General features: G+C 37.4%; 16 protein-coding genes. 7 read left to right on the plus strand and 9 right to left on the minus strand.

The window, feature by feature from the left end; genetic code table 11:
- Positions 1-14: 14 nt before the first annotated feature.
- Complete coding sequence (locus GJU39_RS07120) at positions 15-983, minus strand: KpsF/GutQ family sugar-phosphate isomerase (protein WP_154280058.1); 969 nt, start codon at positions 981-983, stop codon at positions 15-17.
- Between the two features lie 91 nt (positions 984-1,074).
- Here GJU39_RS07120 and recQ point away from each other — a divergent pair, with 91 nt between their 5' ends.
- The 3 genes from recQ to GJU39_RS07135 all read left to right on the plus strand — a co-directional run bounded on the left by recQ (position 1,075) and on the right by GJU39_RS07135 (position 4,881).
- On the plus strand, positions 1,075-3,264 hold the full coding sequence (recQ, locus tag GJU39_RS07125) for a DNA helicase RecQ (protein WP_154280189.1): 2,190 nt from the start codon (positions 1,075-1,077) through the stop codon (positions 3,262-3,264).
- Between the two features lie 85 nt (positions 3,265-3,349).
- Positions 3,350-4,162 carry a 3-deoxy-8-phosphooctulonate synthase gene (gene kdsA / locus GJU39_RS07130; protein ID WP_154280060.1) on the plus strand — a complete coding sequence of 271 codons (813 nt, stop codon included), beginning with the start codon at positions 3,350-3,352 and terminating at the stop codon, positions 4,160-4,162.
- A gap of 2 nt (positions 4,163-4,164) precedes the next feature.
- Positions 4,165-4,881: a YqjF family protein gene (locus tag GJU39_RS07135; protein ID WP_154280061.1), complete on the plus strand. Its 717-nt coding sequence runs from the start codon at positions 4,165-4,167 to the stop codon at positions 4,879-4,881.
- Between the two features lie 96 nt (positions 4,882-4,977).
- Here GJU39_RS07135 and GJU39_RS07140 read toward each other — a convergent pair whose 3' ends face one another.
- The 8 genes from GJU39_RS07140 to GJU39_RS07175 form a co-directional block, all read right to left on the minus strand.
- On the minus strand, positions 4,978-6,864 hold the full coding sequence (locus GJU39_RS07140) for an OmpA family protein (protein WP_154280063.1): 1,887 nt from the start codon (positions 6,862-6,864) through the stop codon (positions 4,978-4,980).
- 37 nt (positions 6,865-6,901) lie between these two features.
- Positions 6,902-7,525, minus strand: a complete 624-nt coding sequence (locus tag GJU39_RS07145) for a 7-carboxy-7-deazaguanine synthase QueE (RefSeq protein ID WP_154280065.1) — start codon at positions 7,523-7,525, stop codon at positions 6,902-6,904.
- 275 nt (positions 7,526-7,800) lie between these two features.
- A complete protein-coding gene (locus tag GJU39_RS07150; RefSeq protein WP_154280067.1) occupies positions 7,801-8,223 on the minus strand; it encodes a type II toxin-antitoxin system VapC family toxin in 423 nt (140 codons plus the stop codon).
- Positions 8,224-8,226: 3 nt separating this feature from the next.
- Positions 8,227-8,487: a DUF6364 family protein gene (locus GJU39_RS07155; RefSeq protein WP_154280069.1), complete on the minus strand. Its 261-nt coding sequence runs from the start codon at positions 8,485-8,487 to the stop codon at positions 8,227-8,229.
- A gap of 131 nt (positions 8,488-8,618) precedes the next feature.
- Entirely contained in the window at positions 8,619-9,500 is an 882-nt protein-coding gene (locus tag GJU39_RS07160) for a bifunctional 5,10-methylenetetrahydrofolate dehydrogenase/5,10-methenyltetrahydrofolate cyclohydrolase (protein ID WP_154280071.1), read from the minus strand.
- An 80-nt stretch (positions 9,501-9,580) separates the two neighbouring features.
- A complete protein-coding gene (gene lepA / locus GJU39_RS07165) occupies positions 9,581-11,368 on the minus strand; it encodes a translation elongation factor 4 (RefSeq protein ID WP_154280073.1) in 1,788 nt (595 codons plus the stop codon).
- Positions 11,369-11,468: 100 nt separating this feature from the next.
- Positions 11,469-12,893: an MATE family efflux transporter gene (locus GJU39_RS07170; RefSeq protein WP_154280074.1), complete on the minus strand. Its 1,425-nt coding sequence runs from the start codon at positions 12,891-12,893 to the stop codon at positions 11,469-11,471.
- 339 nt (positions 12,894-13,232) lie between these two features.
- Positions 13,233-13,652, minus strand: a complete 420-nt coding sequence (locus GJU39_RS07175) for an acyl-CoA thioesterase (protein ID WP_245227713.1) — start codon at positions 13,650-13,652, stop codon at positions 13,233-13,235.
- 406 nt (positions 13,653-14,058) lie between these two features.
- Between GJU39_RS07175 and rpsO the strand changes: the two genes are divergently transcribed.
- The 4 genes from rpsO (at position 14,059) to GJU39_RS07195 (ending at position 20,082) form a co-directional block, all read left to right on the plus strand.
- Positions 14,059-14,343: a 30S ribosomal protein S15 gene (gene rpsO / locus GJU39_RS07180; protein WP_131537188.1), complete on the plus strand. Its 285-nt coding sequence runs from the start codon at positions 14,059-14,061 to the stop codon at positions 14,341-14,343.
- A gap of 174 nt (positions 14,344-14,517) precedes the next feature.
- Positions 14,518-16,653, plus strand: a complete 2,136-nt coding sequence (gene pnp, locus GJU39_RS07185) for a polyribonucleotide nucleotidyltransferase (RefSeq protein WP_154280078.1) — start codon at positions 14,518-14,520, stop codon at positions 16,651-16,653.
- 291 nt (positions 16,654-16,944) lie between these two features.
- Positions 16,945-17,616, plus strand: a complete 672-nt coding sequence (gene rpe / locus GJU39_RS07190) for a ribulose-phosphate 3-epimerase (protein WP_154280079.1) — start codon at positions 16,945-16,947, stop codon at positions 17,614-17,616.
- A gap of 39 nt (positions 17,617-17,655) precedes the next feature.
- Entirely contained in the window at positions 17,656-20,082 is a 2,427-nt protein-coding gene (locus GJU39_RS07195; protein WP_154280080.1) for a TonB-dependent receptor, read from the plus strand.
- Positions 20,083-20,407: the final 325 nt, after the last annotated feature.

The raw sequence follows: 20,407 nt of genomic DNA on the forward strand, positions 1-20,407 counted from the left end.
TTTGTTTTTTAATGTTACACAATCCCTTCATTTAGGAGATCATGCAGATGGATTATTCCAAAGTAAGTATTTTGTTCTAACACTAGCAACTGTGTAATGTTATTTTCCTTAATTATGTGTAGCGCATCAACCGCAAGTGAGTCATATTGTATACTTTTGGGCAGCCTTCCCATGATATCTTCCGCTTTCAATCCTACAATTGAACCATTATTCTCCAGCATCCTCCGAATGTCGCCATCCGTAATTACGCCAACTACAGAATTTACCTCATCAACAACAGCAACGGCACCTAAACGGTTTTTACTAATTTCTATTAAAACATCTTTTACCGGGGCGGATGGACTAATAGATGGTTTTTCATTGGTGGAGGCCAGATCACCTGCTTTTAAATAGAGTTTTTTACCTAAAGATCCACCCGGATGATATTTGGCAAAATCAGCTTCATTAAAGTCCCTGCATTCTAAAAGGCAAATGGCCAAAGCATCACCTAAAGCCAATTGAGCAGTTGTGCTGGTTGTTGGTGCCAGATTATGTGGACAAGCCTCTTTTTCGAAAGAAGTATTTAAAATTAAATTCGCCTGTTCTGCTAAAAAAGAATGGATTTCGCCAACCATTCCAATTAACGTATTTCCTGCAGATTTGAGCAGGGGAACCAGAACTTTAATTTCGGGTGTATTTCCACTCTTTGATAAGCAAATGATTATATCGTTTCGTTGAATCATCCCTAAATCACCGTGGATTGCATCTGCGGCATGCATAAAAATTGCAGGCGTGCCGGTAGAATTAAAAGTAGCTACAATCTTCTGGGCAATTATCGCACTTTTGCCTATTCCGGTTACAATTACGCGGCCGTTACAATTTAAAATCGCCGATACTGCCTTTTCAAAATCGTCGTTTAAATTCCTGGCAACATTCAATATTGCTGCTGCTTCGAGCTCTAATGTACTTATGGCCGACTGGAGAATATATTTTTTACTTTTCAAAGAGAAAATAATTGTTTGTTGATACTTGAAATTGTTGTAAAATTATGTTATTTTGGATAGAAAAATAGCATCGCATATTTTATTACACAAAATGGACGTGAAAAAGTCGTTATTTGATAACCTGCAAAATTTCTTCGGGTTTGATAATTTCAAAGGTGATCAGGAGTCGATCATAACAAATATTTTAGAAGGCAATAATACTTTTGTTATTATGCCAACGGGCGGAGGGAAGTCTATTTGCTATCAATTACCGGCTTTAATGAGTGAAGGAACAGCGATTGTAATTTCGCCCCTCATTGCATTAATGAAAAACCAGGTGGACCAGTTAAGGGCCTTTGGTGGAAATGATAGTATTGCTCATTTTCTTAACTCATCTTTAAACAAATCTGAAATTACGCAGGTAAAGTCTGACCTGCTTAGCGGGCAAACTAAACTATTATACGTTGCGCCAGAATCGTTAGCTAAACAAGATAATATTGAGTTTTTAAACCTGATAAAAATTTCGTTTGTAGCAGTAGACGAGGCACATTGTATTTCGGAATGGGGACATGATTTTAGACCGGAATATCGAAAAATTAAACAGGTAATAGCCGGGCTGGGAGATAATATTCCAATCATTGCACTTACGGCTACGGCAACTCCAAAAGTTCAGCAAGATATTGTGAAGAACCTTGGCATGTCTGAAGCCACCTTATTTAAATCTTCATTTAACAGACCGAATCTTTTTTATGAAATCCGTCCAAAGCGCGACATCAATAAAGAGATTATCAAATACATTAAATCGAATCCGGGTAAATCAGGAATTATTTATTGCCTCAGCCGTAAAAAGGTAGAGGAAGTGGCTGAAGCCCTTAATTTGAATGGGATTAGTGCTTTGCCTTATCATGCTGGTTTAGACCCAAAAATCAGGGCTGACACACAGGATAAATTTTTAATGGAAGATGCAGAAGTGATTGTAGCCACGATCGCTTTTGGGATGGGCATCGATAAACCAGATGTTCGTTTTGTTATTCATCATGATGTGCCCAAAAGTATGGAAGGCTATTACCAGGAAACAGGTAGGGCCGGACGTGATGGCGGAGAAGGAATTTGCATTGCCTTTTACGCACAAAAAGACGTAGACAAACTGGCTAAATTTATGAAAGATAAGCCTGTTTCGGAACGTGAAATAGGTACTCAGATCTTAAAAGAGGTAATTGATTATGCAGAATCTGGCGTTTGCCGCCGGAAGCAGATTCTGCACTATTTTGGTGAAAACTTTAATGAAACTGGCTGTAATTGCATGTGCGATAATTGCAAAAAACCTAAAAAACAATTTGACGCAGAAGAACAACTGTCTATCTTATTAAAGTTCATTCAGAAAACTGACGAAAAGTTTGATGATGCACATTTATTAAACGTTTTTCTGGGCTTAGAAACGGCACAAACCATTGCGTACGAGCACAGTAAGGTTTTGGAATTTGGAATCGGAAAAGAAGAAGGTATCCTGCTCTGGAAATCAGTAATCCGCCAGGCAGTTTTAAATAACTATCTTTTTAAGGATGTAGACAATTATGGATTATTAAAACTGACTAAACAGGGGAAAGAATTCATCATCAACCCTTATAGTTTGAAGTTTATCTTAAATGAACCTATAGAAACCGGTACCGATGATGATGACGATGATGTAAAGCAAGGTTCTGGGGCGTTAGATACGCATTTATTGCAGCTGCTTAAAGATTTACGTAAGAAAATTGCCAAGCAGAAAAGTGTTCCGCCATTTGTTGTTTTTCAAGATCCATCTTTGGAGGAAATGTGTACACATTATCCCATCACTTCTGAAGAGTTGAAGCAAATTTCAGGTGTAGGTTCAGGCAAAGCGATGAAGTTCGGTACGCCGTTTATAGAGTTAATTAAAAAGTATGTAGAAGACAATGATATTGAACGTCCGATTGATTTAATCATCAAAACGCAGGCGAACAAATCGCAGATGAAGGTCTCTATTATTCAGAATATTGATAGACAAATCGGTTTAGAAGATATTGCAGACGCTAAAGGCATTACTTACGAAGAAATTTTAAAAGAAGTTGAATCAATTGTAAACTCCGGAACAAAGCTTAATCTTAACTATTTCATTGATGAAGTTATTGATGATGACAGGCAAGATGAAGTTTTCGATTATTTCAGAGCGGCAGAAAATGACTCTATTGATGAGGCGCTGAATGAACTCGGTGAAACGGATTACACGCGTGAAGAAATTCAACTCATGCGAATTAAATTCATGTCAGAACTAGGAAACTAAAAATAGATTTGAGTCGTTAGATTTTAGAAAAGAGTGATTTTCACTATAGTTTCAAATCTCACTTCTCTTATCTCATACCTCAACTATGTTAAACTATTTAGATAAAATAAAAAATACAGCATCAGGAAACTTTTTTTTAATGGCTGGTCCTTGTGCAATAGAAGGTGAAGATATCGCATTGCGTATTGCAGAAAAGATTATATCCATTACTGATAAGCTTCAAATTCCATACATTTTTAAAGGATCTTACCGCAAAGCAAACAGAAGCAAAGGAAGTTCTTTCACCGGCATCGGCGATGAAAAAGCTTTAAAGATTTTAGAGCGAATTGGGCGTGAGTTTGGTGTGCCCACCGTAACAGATATTCATGAAAGTGATGAGGCTGCTATGGCTGCTGCTTACGTAGATGTACTGCAAATTCCAGCGTTTCTTTGTCGCCAAACAGATCTTTTAATCGCAGCTGCGCATACAGGCAAAGTCGTAAACGTAAAAAAGGGTCAGTTTCTTTCGGCAGGCTCTATGAAATTTGCCGTAGAGAAAATAAAAGAAGCGGGCAATGATAAGGTTATTTTAACAGACAGGGGAAATACTTTCGGTTATCAGGATCTGATTGTTGATTACCGTGGCTTGCCGGAAATGCAGAGTTTCGGTGTGCCAGTTGTAATGGACTGTACACATTCTTTGCAGCAGCCTAATCAAAGTAGTGGTGTAACTGGTGGTAAGCCAGAATTAATATCTACCATAGCAAAAGCTGCGATTGCAGTGGGTGCTGATGGCTTATTTATTGAAACTCATCCTGATCCGGCTAATGCGAAATCTGATGGTGCGAACATGTTGCACTTAGATTTATTGGAAGAAACATTAGTTAAACTTATTCGGGTGAGACAAGCAATCTTATAAATTTGGCCAAATCAAAAGTGTTCCTCACCGCCGAATGGCGAAAACTTGCTTTAGCGCAATATGCGGTAGATAAAGAAATTTTGAAAAAATATCTTCCTCCAAATACGGAGTTAGATGATTGGAAGGGTAAATATTATGTTAGTCTCGTAGGCTTCATGTTTGTAAATGTGAAGCTCTTAGGCGTTAATATTCCTTTTCATACTAATTTCGAGGAGGTGAATCTTCGGTTTTATGTGAAATATAAAGAGGGTGATGAGTGGAAACGTGGGGTAGTATTTATAAAGGAGATCGTTCCTTTGCCTGCAATAACGTTTGTAGCCAACACCATTTATAAAGAGAATTATCAAACACTTCCCATGAAGCATGTGTGGTCAGCAACAGCTGGTGAATTGAAAGTAGATTACCTTTGGAAGGCAGATAAATGGTATAACTTCGCAATCACTGCATCTTCCAAAGCTGTAGATATTCCATTTGGAAGTGAGGAGGAATTCATTACGGAACACTATTGGGGATACACTGAAATTGGCCCGAACAGCACATCAGAATATGGCGTAGAGCATCCGCGCTGGGAAGTATACCCGGTAAAAAGCTACAAGATTAACGTCGATTTTAGCTTAAATTATGGAGATGATTTTGCTTTCTTAAACAATGCCGAACCAGATTCTGTGATGCTGGCTGAGGGGTCCGAAATTCGCGTGTTAACAGGTCGAAAATTTTAATTGATTTATCGTTGATCGTATTGCCATATGGTTTTTGATCTTAGCTAACTGCTTTAAGCGGATGAAGCTAACTATCTCGAGATTTTACCAGCTAACTTAAATTTTTGTGATCATAAATGAAGTCCGGCGGTTATTTTTCCTTCCTGTTTCTGTTTTGTTATCTGCAATTGGGCTACTTGCTCCGAAGCCTTTAAATGATAATCGCCTGGAGTCGATTTCATTTTTAATTAGATAACCATATACGGCATTCGCCCGATCAAATGACAATTTCTCGTTTAGCTTATAATCGCCAATATTATCGGTATATCCTTGAATTTCGATATGAACACCTGCATTTTGCTGTAAAAAATCTATCAGCAAATCCAGTTCACGTATCGAAGCCGGGAGCAAGTTAAACTGGTTGGTATCAAAAAATATATTTTTTAAAGTGACATTGCTGCCTGGCTTTATTCTCTCTATATATACTTCTACTTGATAGGGTTTATTGATATCACCCTGTTTCAATTCAAAATTTTCAGAATAAAACATATATCCGTCGGCGTTTACATTAAAAAGATAGTTACTGCCAATCGGCATTACAGCCAGAAATTCACCCGTTTGAGGATCTGTATAATCATCAAAAACAGGTCTGTTGGTTTTTAAATCAATTACCTGAACGTTGCTTTCAATTGTTTTCCTGGTATTCTTATCTTTTACTATACCTTTAACGTAAGAAATTTTAAGCGGCTTAGCGACTTCTGGAATTCCAAAACTATAAATATCCTGAATACCAAAACCATCACTTAAATTGGAAGAGAACATACCGGAATTTCCATCAGCGCTTACTATTAAACCATTTTCATCTTCAAAAGAATTAACAGGATAGCCCATATTTACTGGCTTTTTAAACTTTCCGGCCTCGTCCATTCTGCTGTAATAAATATCCTTGTGACCAAATCCTGGCCAACCGTCAGATGAAAAATATAGTGTTCTACCATCCGCGTGCAGAAATGGCGTATTTTCATCAAAGGGGGTGTTTATCTCCGGACCGAGATTTACAGCAGCACCCCACCTGGTATCATCTGTAATGGTACTTTTCCAGATATCATAACCTCCGGATCCACCAGGCCGATTGCTTATGAAATATAATGTTCGTCCGTCTGGGCTAATTGCAGGCTGAGATTCCCAATATTCTGAATTTACCGGTTTACTAACGTTGTAAGGCTCACCCCAATCCTTGCCTTCACGGTGTGATACATAAATATCGCATCTGCCTAAACCGTCCGGACGGTTACAGCCCGTGAAAAACAGGTATTTCCCATCCGGAGAAATGGTTTGTGCGCCTTCATTATATTTTATGGTGTTAATCTTAGGTGATAACGGAGTAGCTTCAGTCCACGAATTATTCTTAAATTGTGAAGTCCAGAAATCTTCGTTACCACCAACCTGTCGTGTAAAAATTAGTGTCTCGCCGTCTGCAGTCAGCGCCGGGAAATACTCTGCGGCTGCTGTATTTACGCCCTTACCAAGATTTGTTGGGGTATACTTTACGGGTTTATTGATTGCAGCAGCCGCGAAGTCACAATCCTGAAGATATTTTTTTGCTTTCTTTGCTCGATCTGTAGAAGCGTCCTGCATCAGAAAATCTGCGAAATGCTTTTTGGCTTGATCAAATTCCTTCGTAGCAAACTCCATTTCAGCTAAACTATAAAGTACTGCCGGTGGAACATCTGAATTGATTAAAACTGATTTTCGATAGCCGGTTTTCGCATCGGCATATTTCTTTTGAAGCCTTTGTACATCAGCCAGCAGCATATAGGCGCGTTGAAACATTGGATCAGCTTCTACTGCGCTTTTTAATACTTCTTCTGCAGCTGGATAATCTAATTTTTCAACCAACGGAACCGCGCGTTCAAAAAAACTTTGCGCCTTTTTATTATTTGATGCCTGAGCAAAAACGCCAAGACTAATTAGTGTAAAAAGTAAGGAGAAGCGAAACCTCATAGACAAAACATTGGTTATTAAGCGAATGTATCGTTTTTTAAGGGATATTTAAAAATTTATGTGTTTGTAAAGAAATTTCCCATTTCGGATTTGCCATTACATACTCAATGATCATGGGTGTAATCTCTTTTGATTTGGACCATTCTGGCTGTAAATACAATTTGCAAGTAGGGGATACCATCGCTGCATATTCCTCAGCCCATTTAAAGTCACTTTTGTTGAAGACAATTACTTTCAACTCATGCGCAAACGGTGTAATATCTGGACGGGGAGCTTTGAATTTTTTAGGAGACAAACAAATCCAATCCCAGTTTCCAGAAAGTGGATAAGCGCCGGAAGTTTCAATAAATGTTAAAATTCCTCTTTCTTTTAGCTTATTCGTTAAATAATCTAGATTGTAAATCAGCGGTTCGCCTCCAGTAATCACCACTGCCTTGCCTGGGAATTTATCTGCATTATCGACAATAACATCCGATAGGGTGAGTGGATGCATTTCTGCGTCCCAGCTTTCTTTTACATCACACCAGTGGCAACCTACATCACAACCGCCTAAACGAATAAAATATGCTGCCATGCCAGTGTTAAATCCTTCGCCTTGTATCGTATAGAACTCTTCCATTAAAGGAAGTAATGTGCCGTCTTCTGGTATATGTTGTTTCATTTTTGAGGATGCAAATATCCTAAAAAAATATGGTGGAGTTGCCCTTCATTTAAAATTTAATCGAAAGATGAAATAACACTGATATATAAACACTTATTTTGACGGGAGGAGAGAGTTAAAGACTTGAAATTATATAGGGATTCAAATTGATTTGCCATTGGCTAAAGTTGAATGGCAATGGTTTTTGAACTTGTGTCCTGATTGGCAGAAATTTATTTATTCATCTAATTATTATGAATCTGCTCTTTGATAGCAATCAATATCAACTGATTGCACTAATTTAATAAATGCCTTTTAAAAAATGCCTGGCAATTTAAAACTTCAATGTCGGAGAAATGGAAATCTTCAATATCTTCTGTAATGATGCATTTGCAGTCTTTTTGTTGCGCTGCATAATAGTCAAGTCCATCTTCAAAGTCATGAATTTTCTTATTAGATAGGGTATCTGAAACACCATCAGATAAATTTTCTGCAATTTTTATATGCTGGCAAAGCAAATTTATCTTCTGTTTAGCTATTGCGGCGCCGTGTTTCTTTTCAGCAAAGTAAAATGCTATCGCCAGGCAAAGCGGTGATGTATACACTTCGAATTTCGGGTGTGATGCTAAACTCAATATCCTGGATGAATAAGTGAAAAGTGGGTATTCTTTATTTAACACAGAAACCAGAACATTAGCATCTAAAAATATTCGTAACATCGACTATTTTTTAGAAGAAAAGAATTCATCCTTTGCCGATTTACGACTGGTTTTAACCGTTTTTTTATACTCTACCTCACCCTTGGCAACCATACTTACCCAATCGCTGATCGGATAATCTTCTAATGATTTGTATTCTGTAGCGGTAACTTGTATTAAAAGGTGTTCAATTAACCTGGATAAGCTAATGTTATGATCAGCGGCATATTTTTTAGCCTTATTTACTACATCCTGATTGAAGCTTAAAGTAAGTTTGGCATCCATTATCTTATGTTTTACAAACAAATATAATAAATGTACGTGTAATTTAAAAAATCAATACGTAAAAAAAGCAACCCGAATTATGAGTTGCTTACAATATTTTTAAACGATTGGTTTTCGCTTTAGTCTTTTACCTAAGAATAAATTTCTTTTCTTGCTGATGCAAGTGTATTCTTCAACAAGCCGATAATTGTCATCAAGCCAACACCACCCGGAACCGGCGTAATGTAAGACGCTTTTGGAGCCACATTTTCAAAATCCACATCGCCATATAGCTTGAAACCAGATTTGGTTTCTGTTGATGTCTCGCGGTTAATACCAACATCAATAATAATTGCACCAGGTTTAACCATATCAGCCGTCACAAAATTTTTCTTACCAATAGCCGCAATTACAATGTCTGCCTGAAGAATCTGTTCTTTTAAATCTCTTGTACGGGAGTGGGTAAGTGTTACCGTACAGTTACCAGGATTAGCATTGCGGGCCATTAAAATACTCATCGGGCTCCCCACAATATTACTTCTACCTACTACAACGCAATGTTTGCCGGCGGTATCAATATTGTATTCTTCCAACATAAGCATGATTCCATAAGGTGTAGCCGGAATGAAACAGGGTAAATTACGCATCATTCTACCTAGATTAACCGGGTGAAAACCATCCACATCTTTTCGATGATCGATTGTTTCCGTTACTTTTTCCGGATCAATGTGTTTTGGCAAAGGCAATTGAACAATTAAACCATCTACATCAGCATCCTGGTTAATTTCTTCGATTTTAGCTAATAATTCAGCTTCAGTAACCGAGTTATCATATCTGTGAAGAGATGATTTAAAACCCACCTTTTCACAGTTTTTCATTTTACTGGCTACGTAAGTTTCGCTTCCACCATCGTTACCCACTAAAATAGCAACTAAATGGGGTTTTCTCCCCGTATTGCTCAGAAACTCAGCAGCCTCTTCAGCAATCTGAATTTTTACTTTTTCTGATACGTATTTTCCGTCTAGTAATTTCATTTTTAAAGTATCGAGTAGTAAGTATCAAGTATCAAGATTAGCAATTAGCGCGCTACTTGATACCTGTATCTTGATTTTATCTAATCCAATTTCAAAACCGCCATAAATGCTGATTGTGGAATCTCTACGTTTCCAACCTGACGCATCCGTTTTTTACCTTTTTTCTGTTTTTCCAACAACTTACGTTTACGGGAAATATCACCACCATAACATTTAGCAGTAACATCTTTACGTAAAGCACTAAGCGTTTCACGGGCAATAACCTTCGCACCGATAGAAGCCTGTATTTTAATTTCAAATTGCTGACGAGGAATTAATTCTCTCAATTTTTCGCAGATTTTCTTTCCGAAATCGTAAGCGTTACTTTTGTGAATTAGTGAAGATAAAGCATCAACAGGTTCATCATTTAACAACAGATCTAAACGTACCAAATCAGATTTACGATAACCAATCTGGTGATAATCGAAAGAGGCGTAACCTTTAGAAATCGTTTTCAACTTATCATAAAAGTCGAAGACAATTTCAGCCATTGGCATTTCAAAAACCAATTCAACTCTATCGGAAGTTAAATAAGATTGATTAACGATCGTTCCTCTTTTCTGTATACAAAGCGACATTACGGGGCCAACAAATTCGGCTTTGGTAATAATGTTCGCTTTAATAAAAGGCTCTTCTACCGAATCCAGTTTACTTGGGTCAGGCAAATCAGATGGATTATTCACAATAAATTCATCACCTTTTGTCGTATGCGCAATGTACGATACGTTGGGAACGGTCGTAATTACGGTCATGTCGAATTCACGTTCTAAACGTTCCTGAACAATTTCCATGTGTAGCATGCCCAAGAATCCGCAACGGAAACCAAAGCCCAGAGCCGCTGAACTTTCCGGTTCGAAAACGATCGATGCATCGTTTAACTGCAGCTTGTGCATCGCCTCACGCAATTCTTCGTATTCATCTGTATCAACAGGATAAATACCAGCAAAAACCATAGGTTTAACCTCTTCAAAACCTTGAATCGAATCCAGAGATGGTCTGTCAACAGTTGTAATGGTATCACCAACTTTTACCTCACGTGCTTCTTTAATACCAGAAATAATGTAGCCTACATCACCGGTTTTAACTACGCTACGCGGCGACATATCCAGTTTCAAAATCCCAACTTCATCAGCTAAATATTGCTTACCAGTATTGATGAATTTAACTTTATCACCTTTTTTAATTTCGCCGTTTATCACTTTATAATAAGCAATAATTCCCCTGAATGAGTTAAAAACGGAGTCGAAAATTAATGCTTGCAGAGGTGCTTCTGGGTCGCCAACCGGAGCTGGAACACGGTCTACAATTGCCTGAATAATATCTGGAATTCCCATTCCGGTTTTACCAGACGCTGGAATAATATCTTCGCGTTTACAGCCAATTAAATCAATAATCTGGTCTTTTACTTCCTCAGGCATTGCCCCGGGCAAATCCATTTTATTTAAAATTGGAATAATTTCCAGGTCGTGTTCTAACGCCAGGTATAAGTTTGAAATGGTCTGGGCCTGAATGCCTTGTGAAGCATCTACAATAAGCAGAGCGCCCTCGCAAGCGGCAATAGAACGTGATACTTCATATGAAAAATCGACGTGTCCAGGTGTATCAATCAGGTTGAAATTATATTCAATATCACCTACTTTATAATTCATTTGTATGGCATGACTTTTAATCGTTATGCCTCGCTCACGCTCCAAATCCATGTTATCGAGCAATTGCGCCTGCGCCTCACGCTGCGAAATCGTCGCGGTATATTCTAATAACCTATCAGCCAAAGTGCTCTTGCCATGGTCGATATGTGCTATAATGCAAAAATTACGTATATGCTTCATCTTTGCGCAAAGATATGCTTTTTAATGGAAAATTTAAGTTGGAAAATCTTAGCCCGGTAGCGGTCATTTTTGCTCATTTTTCAAATGGAATCACCTCAGTTTAAACGATCGTTTTTTTCCATTTACCCTTTTTAAATAGGATAAAGGCAGCTACAGCAATCCCCACTTCGGCGGTAGGAATGGCAATAAATACTCCCGTCGGGCCCATCTCAAAATGTTTAGCTAATAAGTAAGCTAATGGGATCTGAAATAGCCAAAACGCAAACACATTTATTTTAGTTGGCGTCCAGGTATCGCCAGCTCCATTAAAAGCACTGGTAAGTACCATGCCCATTCCGTAAATGACAAATCCTAAACTCAATATTTTCAATGCACGACTGGCTATTTCTATTACTTTTTCATCGGAAGTAAAAAAGGCAGCAAAAAGATGACCACAGGTGAGAAAGAGAACTGTAACAATTGCCATGAAAACAAAAATATACTTCATGGTTTGATATACAGACTTTTCAGCGCGATCAATATGGCCGGCTCCGAGGTTTTGTCCAACCAAAGTTGCGGCGGCATTACTTAATCCCCAGGCAGGTAATAAGAAGAACATCATTAATCTTAAGGCCGTTTGATAACCTGCAGAACCTTCATCTCCACCGGTAGTTGCCACTAACTCTGCCAAAAACACCCAACTGCAGCTTGCGATCACGAACTGGAAAATTGCCGGGGCTGCAACTTTTATAATTGCTTTAATTTGTTTTAAATCAGGAATAAAATGGCTAATGCTAATTTTTAACGCGTTCCTACCATTAAATAGATTATAGATTTGATAGCTTACACCCAAACCTCTGCCAATTGTTGTGGCAATTGCCGCACCAGTTAAACCGAATGCAGGTACAGGACCAAAACCGTTGATGAAAACAGGGCAGAGGATAATGTTGGCAATATTGGCAATCCATAAACTTCGCATGGCGATTGCCGCATTTCCTGCACCCCGAAATATCCCGTTAATTAAAAAGAGTAATACGATAATAATGCTTCCGCCCATCATAATCCGTGTAAAAGTAGCACCATGATCTGCTGTTTCTTTGGAAGCGCCCATTAAAAGCAGAATATCTCTGGCATAAATCAAACCGAGAATCGTAATGATGATGTTGATCAAAACGGCTATCACAATGGTTTGCATACCCGCCTTTGATGCCGCTTCGGGATTTTTTTCTCCAATTCTCCTTGCAACGACTGCCGTAGCAGCCATACTTAATCCGATAGCGAGCGAATAGATAATGGTTAAAACAGATTCTGTTAATCCAACGGTTTGTATTGCATGACTACTGTTTTCGAGGTGGCCAACGAAATATAAATCAACTAATGCAAATACTGATTCCATTGCCATCTCCAGCATCATCGGAATAGCCAATAGGATAATTGCCCGTTTAATTGTAATGGAGGTTAAATCAACTTCGTTGCCTTTTAACGACTGTACGAGGAGGTCAAAAAATGATGATAGTTTGCCCTGTGTCTTTGTTGACTGTGACATATAATAAGAAATAAAAGTAATGAATAGACCAAAGAATACGCTTAAGCATTCTTTATAAAATTAAAACGGAAGGAAATCCTCGGTTGGTTAGAACCTAAATCGGATTGCAGATACTATCATGGCTCTGATTTTTTGATAAGCCAAAGATAGTTAAATTTTCTAATTGTCAAGTTTTAATGACTGATTTTTAAGGGATTGATTAGTTTCTTTGTTCGGATGTAAATAAAAGGTGTTCTTTTTTGCCGGGAGGATAGCAATTGAAAGAATCCAAGACAGATATTGTAAAGCATTTAAAACGATTTTTCCTTTCAGTCGAAATGAAGAATTATTTAATTGCGATTAAATACTATATGCCAGGATCATTTCTTCGGAAACTTTCGTTCCCCTACTTGTATTCAAATCGATTAATACATAATCAAAAATACCGTCAGAGGCTACTTTATTCGTTTTTTTGTTGATAATTTCAAATTGAACGGAGCAGCCTTTTTCATGCATGGTCAAAATACCGGTTCTGATCAACATCAGATCGTTCATTAATAAAGGACGTTTGAAATTTATATCGACGTGACTCACTACCCAACCCAATCCTAATTGGGTGAAATGCTCCCAGGGCATGCCGTAAAATTTTTCCATTTGCTCATAACGGGCAGCCAATACATAATCCAGATATTTACTGTTATGTACGTGATTAAACATGTCTATATCATCTGGACGGACACGCAATTCGGTTTCAAAAATACTGTATTGATTCTTTTCCAAGGGTAAAGGTTTTATACAAAAGTAAGGTTTTGACGTCATGATATCTTGATATAAAGATATATTATCATCTGTTTTTTGTATTTTTGGGTTGATGGGAAATTTAAAGCTATATGATATTAATATACCCCGCGAAACAATTCTTGCGTAGCACGACGCTTTATATTTAAGCCACACTGCCGCAACGTTTCTTTAGTGTGTTGCATCTCAACCATATTTCAGTCGCTATGAAGGGAGGGAAGCCATTAAAATCACCTCAAGGTTAATCTACTAAATCAGATTGTTGCTTTCCAAATAATCAATTGCTTAGCAATAAAATTCTATAGGTTAATTCCTCTTGCTTTTAACTAAAAATACCTTTACCTTTGCAGCAATTAATTAATTTTATACACTTTAATATTATTCAAGAATGTATTTAAGTACAGAAAAGAAAGCCGAAATTTTTAAAACACACGGCGAAGTAGAAACCAACACAGGTTCTGCTGAAGGTCAGGTAGCGTTATTTACATACCGTATTGCGCACTTAACAGAACACTTAAAGAAAAATCGTAAAGATTTCTCTACTCAGTTGTCACTTCAAAAATTGGTAGGTAAACGCCGCGGTATTTTGGCTTACTTATACAAAAAAGATATTGAGCGCTATCGTGCTATCATTAAAGCTTTATCGCTTCGTGATATCATTAAACAAAAATAAGCGTAATGTTATCAATAAAAGCCATTCTTTAGAGAATGGCTTTTTACTTTTCCTGTTTATTTTTTATGGGGAATTATTACAGATAGGGTTTTAAATCTTATCTTCGTTTGCAAAAACAAAACATGTATAAACAAGGTGTGGGCAAAGAGGAAAACACACCATAATTCTAATTAAATGAATGTAATAAAAAAGTCGCTTGATTTAGGCGACGGCAGAACAATCGAAATTGAAACTGGTAAATTGGCTAAACAAGCTGATGGTTCGGTTGTAGTAAAAATGGGTGATACCATGTTGTTAGCAACTGTAGTATCTACTATAGGTGCTAAACCAGGAACTGATTTCTTACCGTTATCGGTTGATTATCAAGAAAAATACGCGGCAACTGGCCGGATTCCAGGTGGATTTTTACGTCGTGAGGCCAGGTTATCAGATTACGAGGTTTTAATTTCCCGTTTGGTAGACAGAGCTTTACGCCCAATGTTCCCATCAGATTATCACTCTGATACACAAGTGATGATTTCATTAATTTCTGCTGATAAAGATATTATGCCTGATTGTTTAGCTGGTTTGGCTGCATCGGCTGCATTAGCGGTATCAGATATTCCTTTTAACGGTCCGATCTCTGAAGTACGGGTTGCTAAAATTGATGGCAAACTGGTAATCAATCCATTAGCGAGCGAATTACAGCGTGCAACTTTAGAATTTATGGTTGCTGGTTCTGCTAACGATATTGGTATGGTTGAAGGTGAGTGTGATGAAATTCAGGAAGATGAAATGGTTGAGGCATTGAAATTTGCACACGATGCAATTAAAAAACAATGTGCTTTACAACTTGAATTAACTCAAGCAACTGGTAAAACAGTAAAACGCGAATATAACCACGAAGACCATGATGCTGATTTAAGAGCTAAAGTTTTCGCTGATACATACGATAAAGTTTATGCTATCGCAAAATCTGGTTCTAATAAAGATGAGCGTAAAGTTGGTTTCACAGCAATTATCAACGAGTTTTTCGAGGCAATGCCAGAAGATACTGCAGATTTAACTAAAGCAATGGCTAAACATTATTACCATGATGTTCAGTATGATGCCATTAGAAATCTGTTGTTAGATGAAGGTATTCGTTTAGATGGTCGTAAAACTACAGAAATCCGTCCAATCAGGAGTGAAGTAGGTTATTTACCGGCAGCACACGGTTCGGCAGTGTTTACACGTGGCGAAACTCAATCTTTAACATCAGTTACTTTAGGTAGTAAAGATGATGAGCAAATGATTGATGGTGCTTTCTTTAATGGTTATCAAAAATTCTTATTGCACTATAATTTCCCTGGTTTCTCAACCGGCGAGGTTAGACCTAACAGAGGTGCCGGCCGCCGCGAAATTGGTCATGGTGCTTTAGCGCAACGTTCATTGAAAAAAGTATTGCCACAGGGTGATGCTAACCCATATACTATCCGTATCGTTTCTGATATTTTAGAATCAAACGGTTCATCGTCAATGGCAACTGTTTGTGCGGGTACGCTGGCACTGATGGATGCAGGTATTAAAATCAAATCTCCGGTTTCCGGGATTGCAATGGGTTTAATTACTGATGAGAAAACTGGTAAATATGCGATCCTTTCTGATATTTTAGGTGATGAAGATCATTTAGGTGATATGGACTTTAAGGTAACAGGTACTGAAAATGGTATTGTTGCTTGCCAGATGGATTTAAAAATCAATGGTTTATCTTATGAAGTTTTAACAAAAGCTTTATTGCAGGCCAAAGAGGGTCGTTTACACATCTTAAATGAGATGAAGAAAACGATTGCTCAATCTAATGATGATTATAAACCACATGCTCCACGTATTGTTTCTTTAACTATCGAGAAAGAATTTATTGGTGCTATTATCGGCCCCGGAGGTAAAATTATTCAGGAAATGCAACGTGAAACCGGTGCTTCAATCTCTATCGAAGAAGTTGATGGTAAAGGTATCGTAGAAATTTTCGCTGATAATAAAGCTGCAATTGATTCAGCTGTAACCCGTATCCGTAACATCGTTGCCAAACCAGAAATTGGTGAAATTTACCAGGGTAAAGTGAAATCAATTATGCCATTTGGTGCATTTGTTGAGGTAATGCCAGGTAAAGATGGTTTATTACACATCTCTGAAATTTCATGGGAACGTTTAGAAACCATGGATGGTGTATTGAAAGAAGGTGATAAAATCGAGGTTAAATTATTAGACATCGATAAACAAGGCAAAATGAAACTTTCCAGAAAAGTTTTATTGCCAAGACCAGAAAAACCAGCTGCGCCTCAAGTCTAAATAAAAGTCCGGAGTTGGTAATCAAGAGTCCGAAGATATATTTGAAACCCTTTCAGTTTTTTGCTGAAAGGGTTTTTTGTTGTTGGCTATTTTGTTTAACAATGATTTTGTAACTTGCCGTTACTAATTAATACACTATATTTTTAAGGAAAACGTTAAGCCAATTCGTCATGCTGAATTTATTTCAGCACCTTTCTTTCAATTAAGACCCTTAAAATTCAGGGTGACGAACGCCTTTAGTTGAAGACCTAAACTGAAATAGTATAATATAAAACTGTTATAAATACACAAATGAAATACATCATTGCTCCATCTATACTTTCTGCCGATTTTGGCAATCTGCAACGCGATATTGAAATGATCAATGAAAGTGAGGCTGATTGGTTTCATGTAGACATAATGGACGGGGTTTTTGTGCCGAACATATCCTTCGGCTTCCCTGTTATGGCAGCAGTAAAAAAATACGCAGCTAAACCATTAGATGTTCATTTGATGATCGTTGAGCCAGAGAAATATATTCAGGAATTTGCTGATGCGGGTGCAGATAGAATTACCGTTCATTATGAGGCTTGTACACATTTACACCGAACCATTCAATTAATAAAGGCAGCAGGATGCAAGGCTGGCGTAGCATTAAATCCGCATACGCCTGTTACCCTTCTGCAAGATATAATTGAAGACCTGGATCTCGTATTAATTATGTCAGTTAATCCTGGTTTTGGAGGACAACAATTTATCCATAATACCTACAAGAAAATTCAAGACTTAAAACGCCTGATTGAAGGTAAAAACGAAGATTTAGTCATTGAAGTTGATGGTGGGGTAAGTTTACAGAATATCGCTAATTTAGTATCTGCAGGTGCGACTGCTTTCGTTGCGGGGAATGCTATTTTCGCGACTGAAAATCCGGGGGAAACCATCTCGAAAATGAAGCTTTCGACAACAACCAGTTTGAGCGCTTAATTCTAATCTCAATGCCTGATATATTTTGACACTATTTAAATGCTCCAGTTCCGACTAATCCTTTGCCTGATCATCGCTAGCTGCAGTTTAGCTGTTGCACAGCCTCTGGTAAAAGTTTCAGGAATAGTTTATAACGAGGAAAAAATACCACTTTCCCAGGTTACGGTTATGGTGTTAGGTCAGGCACAACGTACAGTGACAGATGAATTTGGAATTTATACTATTTACTCAACCTCCAAAAATTTCACTATTAAATACACTTTACTTGGTTATCAGCCTCAGACATTTAAATTCAATGAAAGATCCGGAGCACGAATAGTTCACCAGGTTAATCTGGTAGCAAATGTTAATGAGCTTGAGCAGGTTAACATCACTAACAAACAAAATCAACTCAGCAATACCACCACTATCAATATTTCAGATATTGCATCAGTGCCACTGGTTTCTGGTAATTTTGAAACCATGCTAAAAATGCTTCCAGGCGTTTCAACCAATAACGAACTGAGCGCCCAATACAGCGTTAGAGGTGGAAACTTTGATGAAAATCTGATCTACATAAACGATATTGAAATTAATAGACCGGTTTTGATTAGAAACGGACAACAAGAAGGATTGAGTTTCATTAACTCGGAATTAGTGAGCAAAGCAAAATTTTCTGCGGGTGGGTTTGAAGCCAAATATGGAGATAAATTATCGTCAGTTTTAGACATTAAATATGACAGACCTGATAGCAATCAAACCATTTTAAGTACCAGTCTTTTAAATACTTCTCTGACCACGAAAAGAGTTTTAAATCAAGGTTTTCTTTTAGCCAGTCTTCGATATAAAAATAATACGAACGTTTTAATCAAGCAAGATGAGCAGGGTAGCTATAACCCTAATTTTGGAGATGCACAGGTGATGTATCAATACAATTTCTCGCCTAAATTAAATGTGAGTTTTTTAGGGAATGTTAATCTCGGGCAATTCAAACTGGTACCAACCAATCGTGAAACCCAGTTTGGTACGATAAGTTCTACGTTGCGTTTGGATGTGGATTATACCGGTCAGGAAATAGACGACTACCGAACGATAGGAACAGGGGTTACGGCAAGCTGGTTCCCTCAACCTAATATCGTAGTAAAATTTATAAACAGTTACTTTAATACTATTGAAAGAGAGCGGTTTGATATTAATGGAAGTTATATTTTTGATGAGATCGGTCAAAGTTTGCCCTCAGGAAACACTGGACCTGTGAGTCAAAACCGAAGTATAGGAAGCTATTATAATTACGGAGATAATAGTTTAAATACGCAGATTTTTACTTCAGAAGTTAAGGTAGATCAGAATTTTAATAATCATGTATTTTCCTGGGGCTTGAAATATGACCGCTCGAATTATTCTGATCAGCTAAACGAATATAATTATACCGATTCGTCACGATTTGTCGTGCCGAATACAAGTAAGGATATTGTGCTTCAAAACGTTGTAGATGTTAAAAACCATATCTACATTGAAAATTATAGTGCTTACATCCAGGATAGTTACTCCCTTTCAAATTTTGCAGAGCTTCAGTTAGGTGCCCGGGCAACTTATAATTCTTTGAGTGAACAGCTAACGATTAGTCCGAGGATGTTGATTGCTTACCGTCCCAACTCCAATAATAAAATCTTACGATTTACAGCAGGTGTGTACAAACAACCTCCGTCTTACAGGACTGTTCGAAACTTTTCCGGAAATTTAAATGTTGATCAAAAAGCGCAAAGTTCTTACAACACTTCTGTTGGCTACGATTATGCATTTGATGCGTTTGGTACACGATTAAAATTTACTTCTGAAGCCTATTTTAAATATTCAGATAGGCTGATTCCCTACAAAATTGACAACTTAAGAATTCGCTATCTTGCTGACGAAGTATCTAAAGGATATGCAATTGGAGCTGATTTTAGTATAGGGGGTGAGTTTGTAAAGGATCTGGTTTCCTATTTTCGGATGTCGGTAATGCATGCCAATGAAGATCTTATTGGTGATAGCTATGTTCAAAACGGTAGAACTATTTATCCTGGTTATTTAAAACGTCCGACTGACCAACGGCTGAATTTTTCTGTTTTCTTTCAGGATAGGTTACTCAACAATCCAACTTATAAAGTTCATTTAAATGCATTGTATGGTTCCCGTTTACCCATCGGCCCACCACAAACACCGAAATATTTAGATAAATATTTTATTCCATCTTATAAGCGGGTTGATATTGGCTTTTCTAAAGATTTTTTGGATGATGTCGCTTTACACAAACCAAAATTTTTAGATAAAAACTTTAGCTCAGTGATATTATTTTTCGAAATTTTCAACCTGCTGAATATTGATAATACAGTTTCTTACCTCTGGCTAAAGGACATTAATAATGTACAATATGCTATTCCTAATTACTTAACTGGCAGACAATTTAATCTGAAGTTAATTGTGAAGTTGAAAAATAAACCATGATTGGGTTCTTTAATGACTGAATCGGTGGTTAAGCTATGATTCAAGTTGCAATAAGGCGAGTATGATTTCCTTTTTCAACTGAATCTATAATCATTATGGAAATTAACTCCAATGATTAACATTCCATATTAGATGAAGAACACTGAAGCGAACGCTAAGCGTAATAATCAAAAGCTATAACTTTAGCTTTTTCAACAGTGAAAATAAACCTTTACACGTTGATCAGTTTAATTACAAAAACTGCAACAAAACCACCGAATTAGATGTGATTTTTAACAAAATTTAATTTTTTATGATACGATTTTGTAGTTGGAACTGGCTTAAA

Source organism: Pedobacter petrophilus, assembly GCF_009674725.1.
Classification (GTDB): domain Bacteria; phylum Bacteroidota; class Bacteroidia; order Sphingobacteriales; family Sphingobacteriaceae; genus Pedobacter; species Pedobacter petrophilus.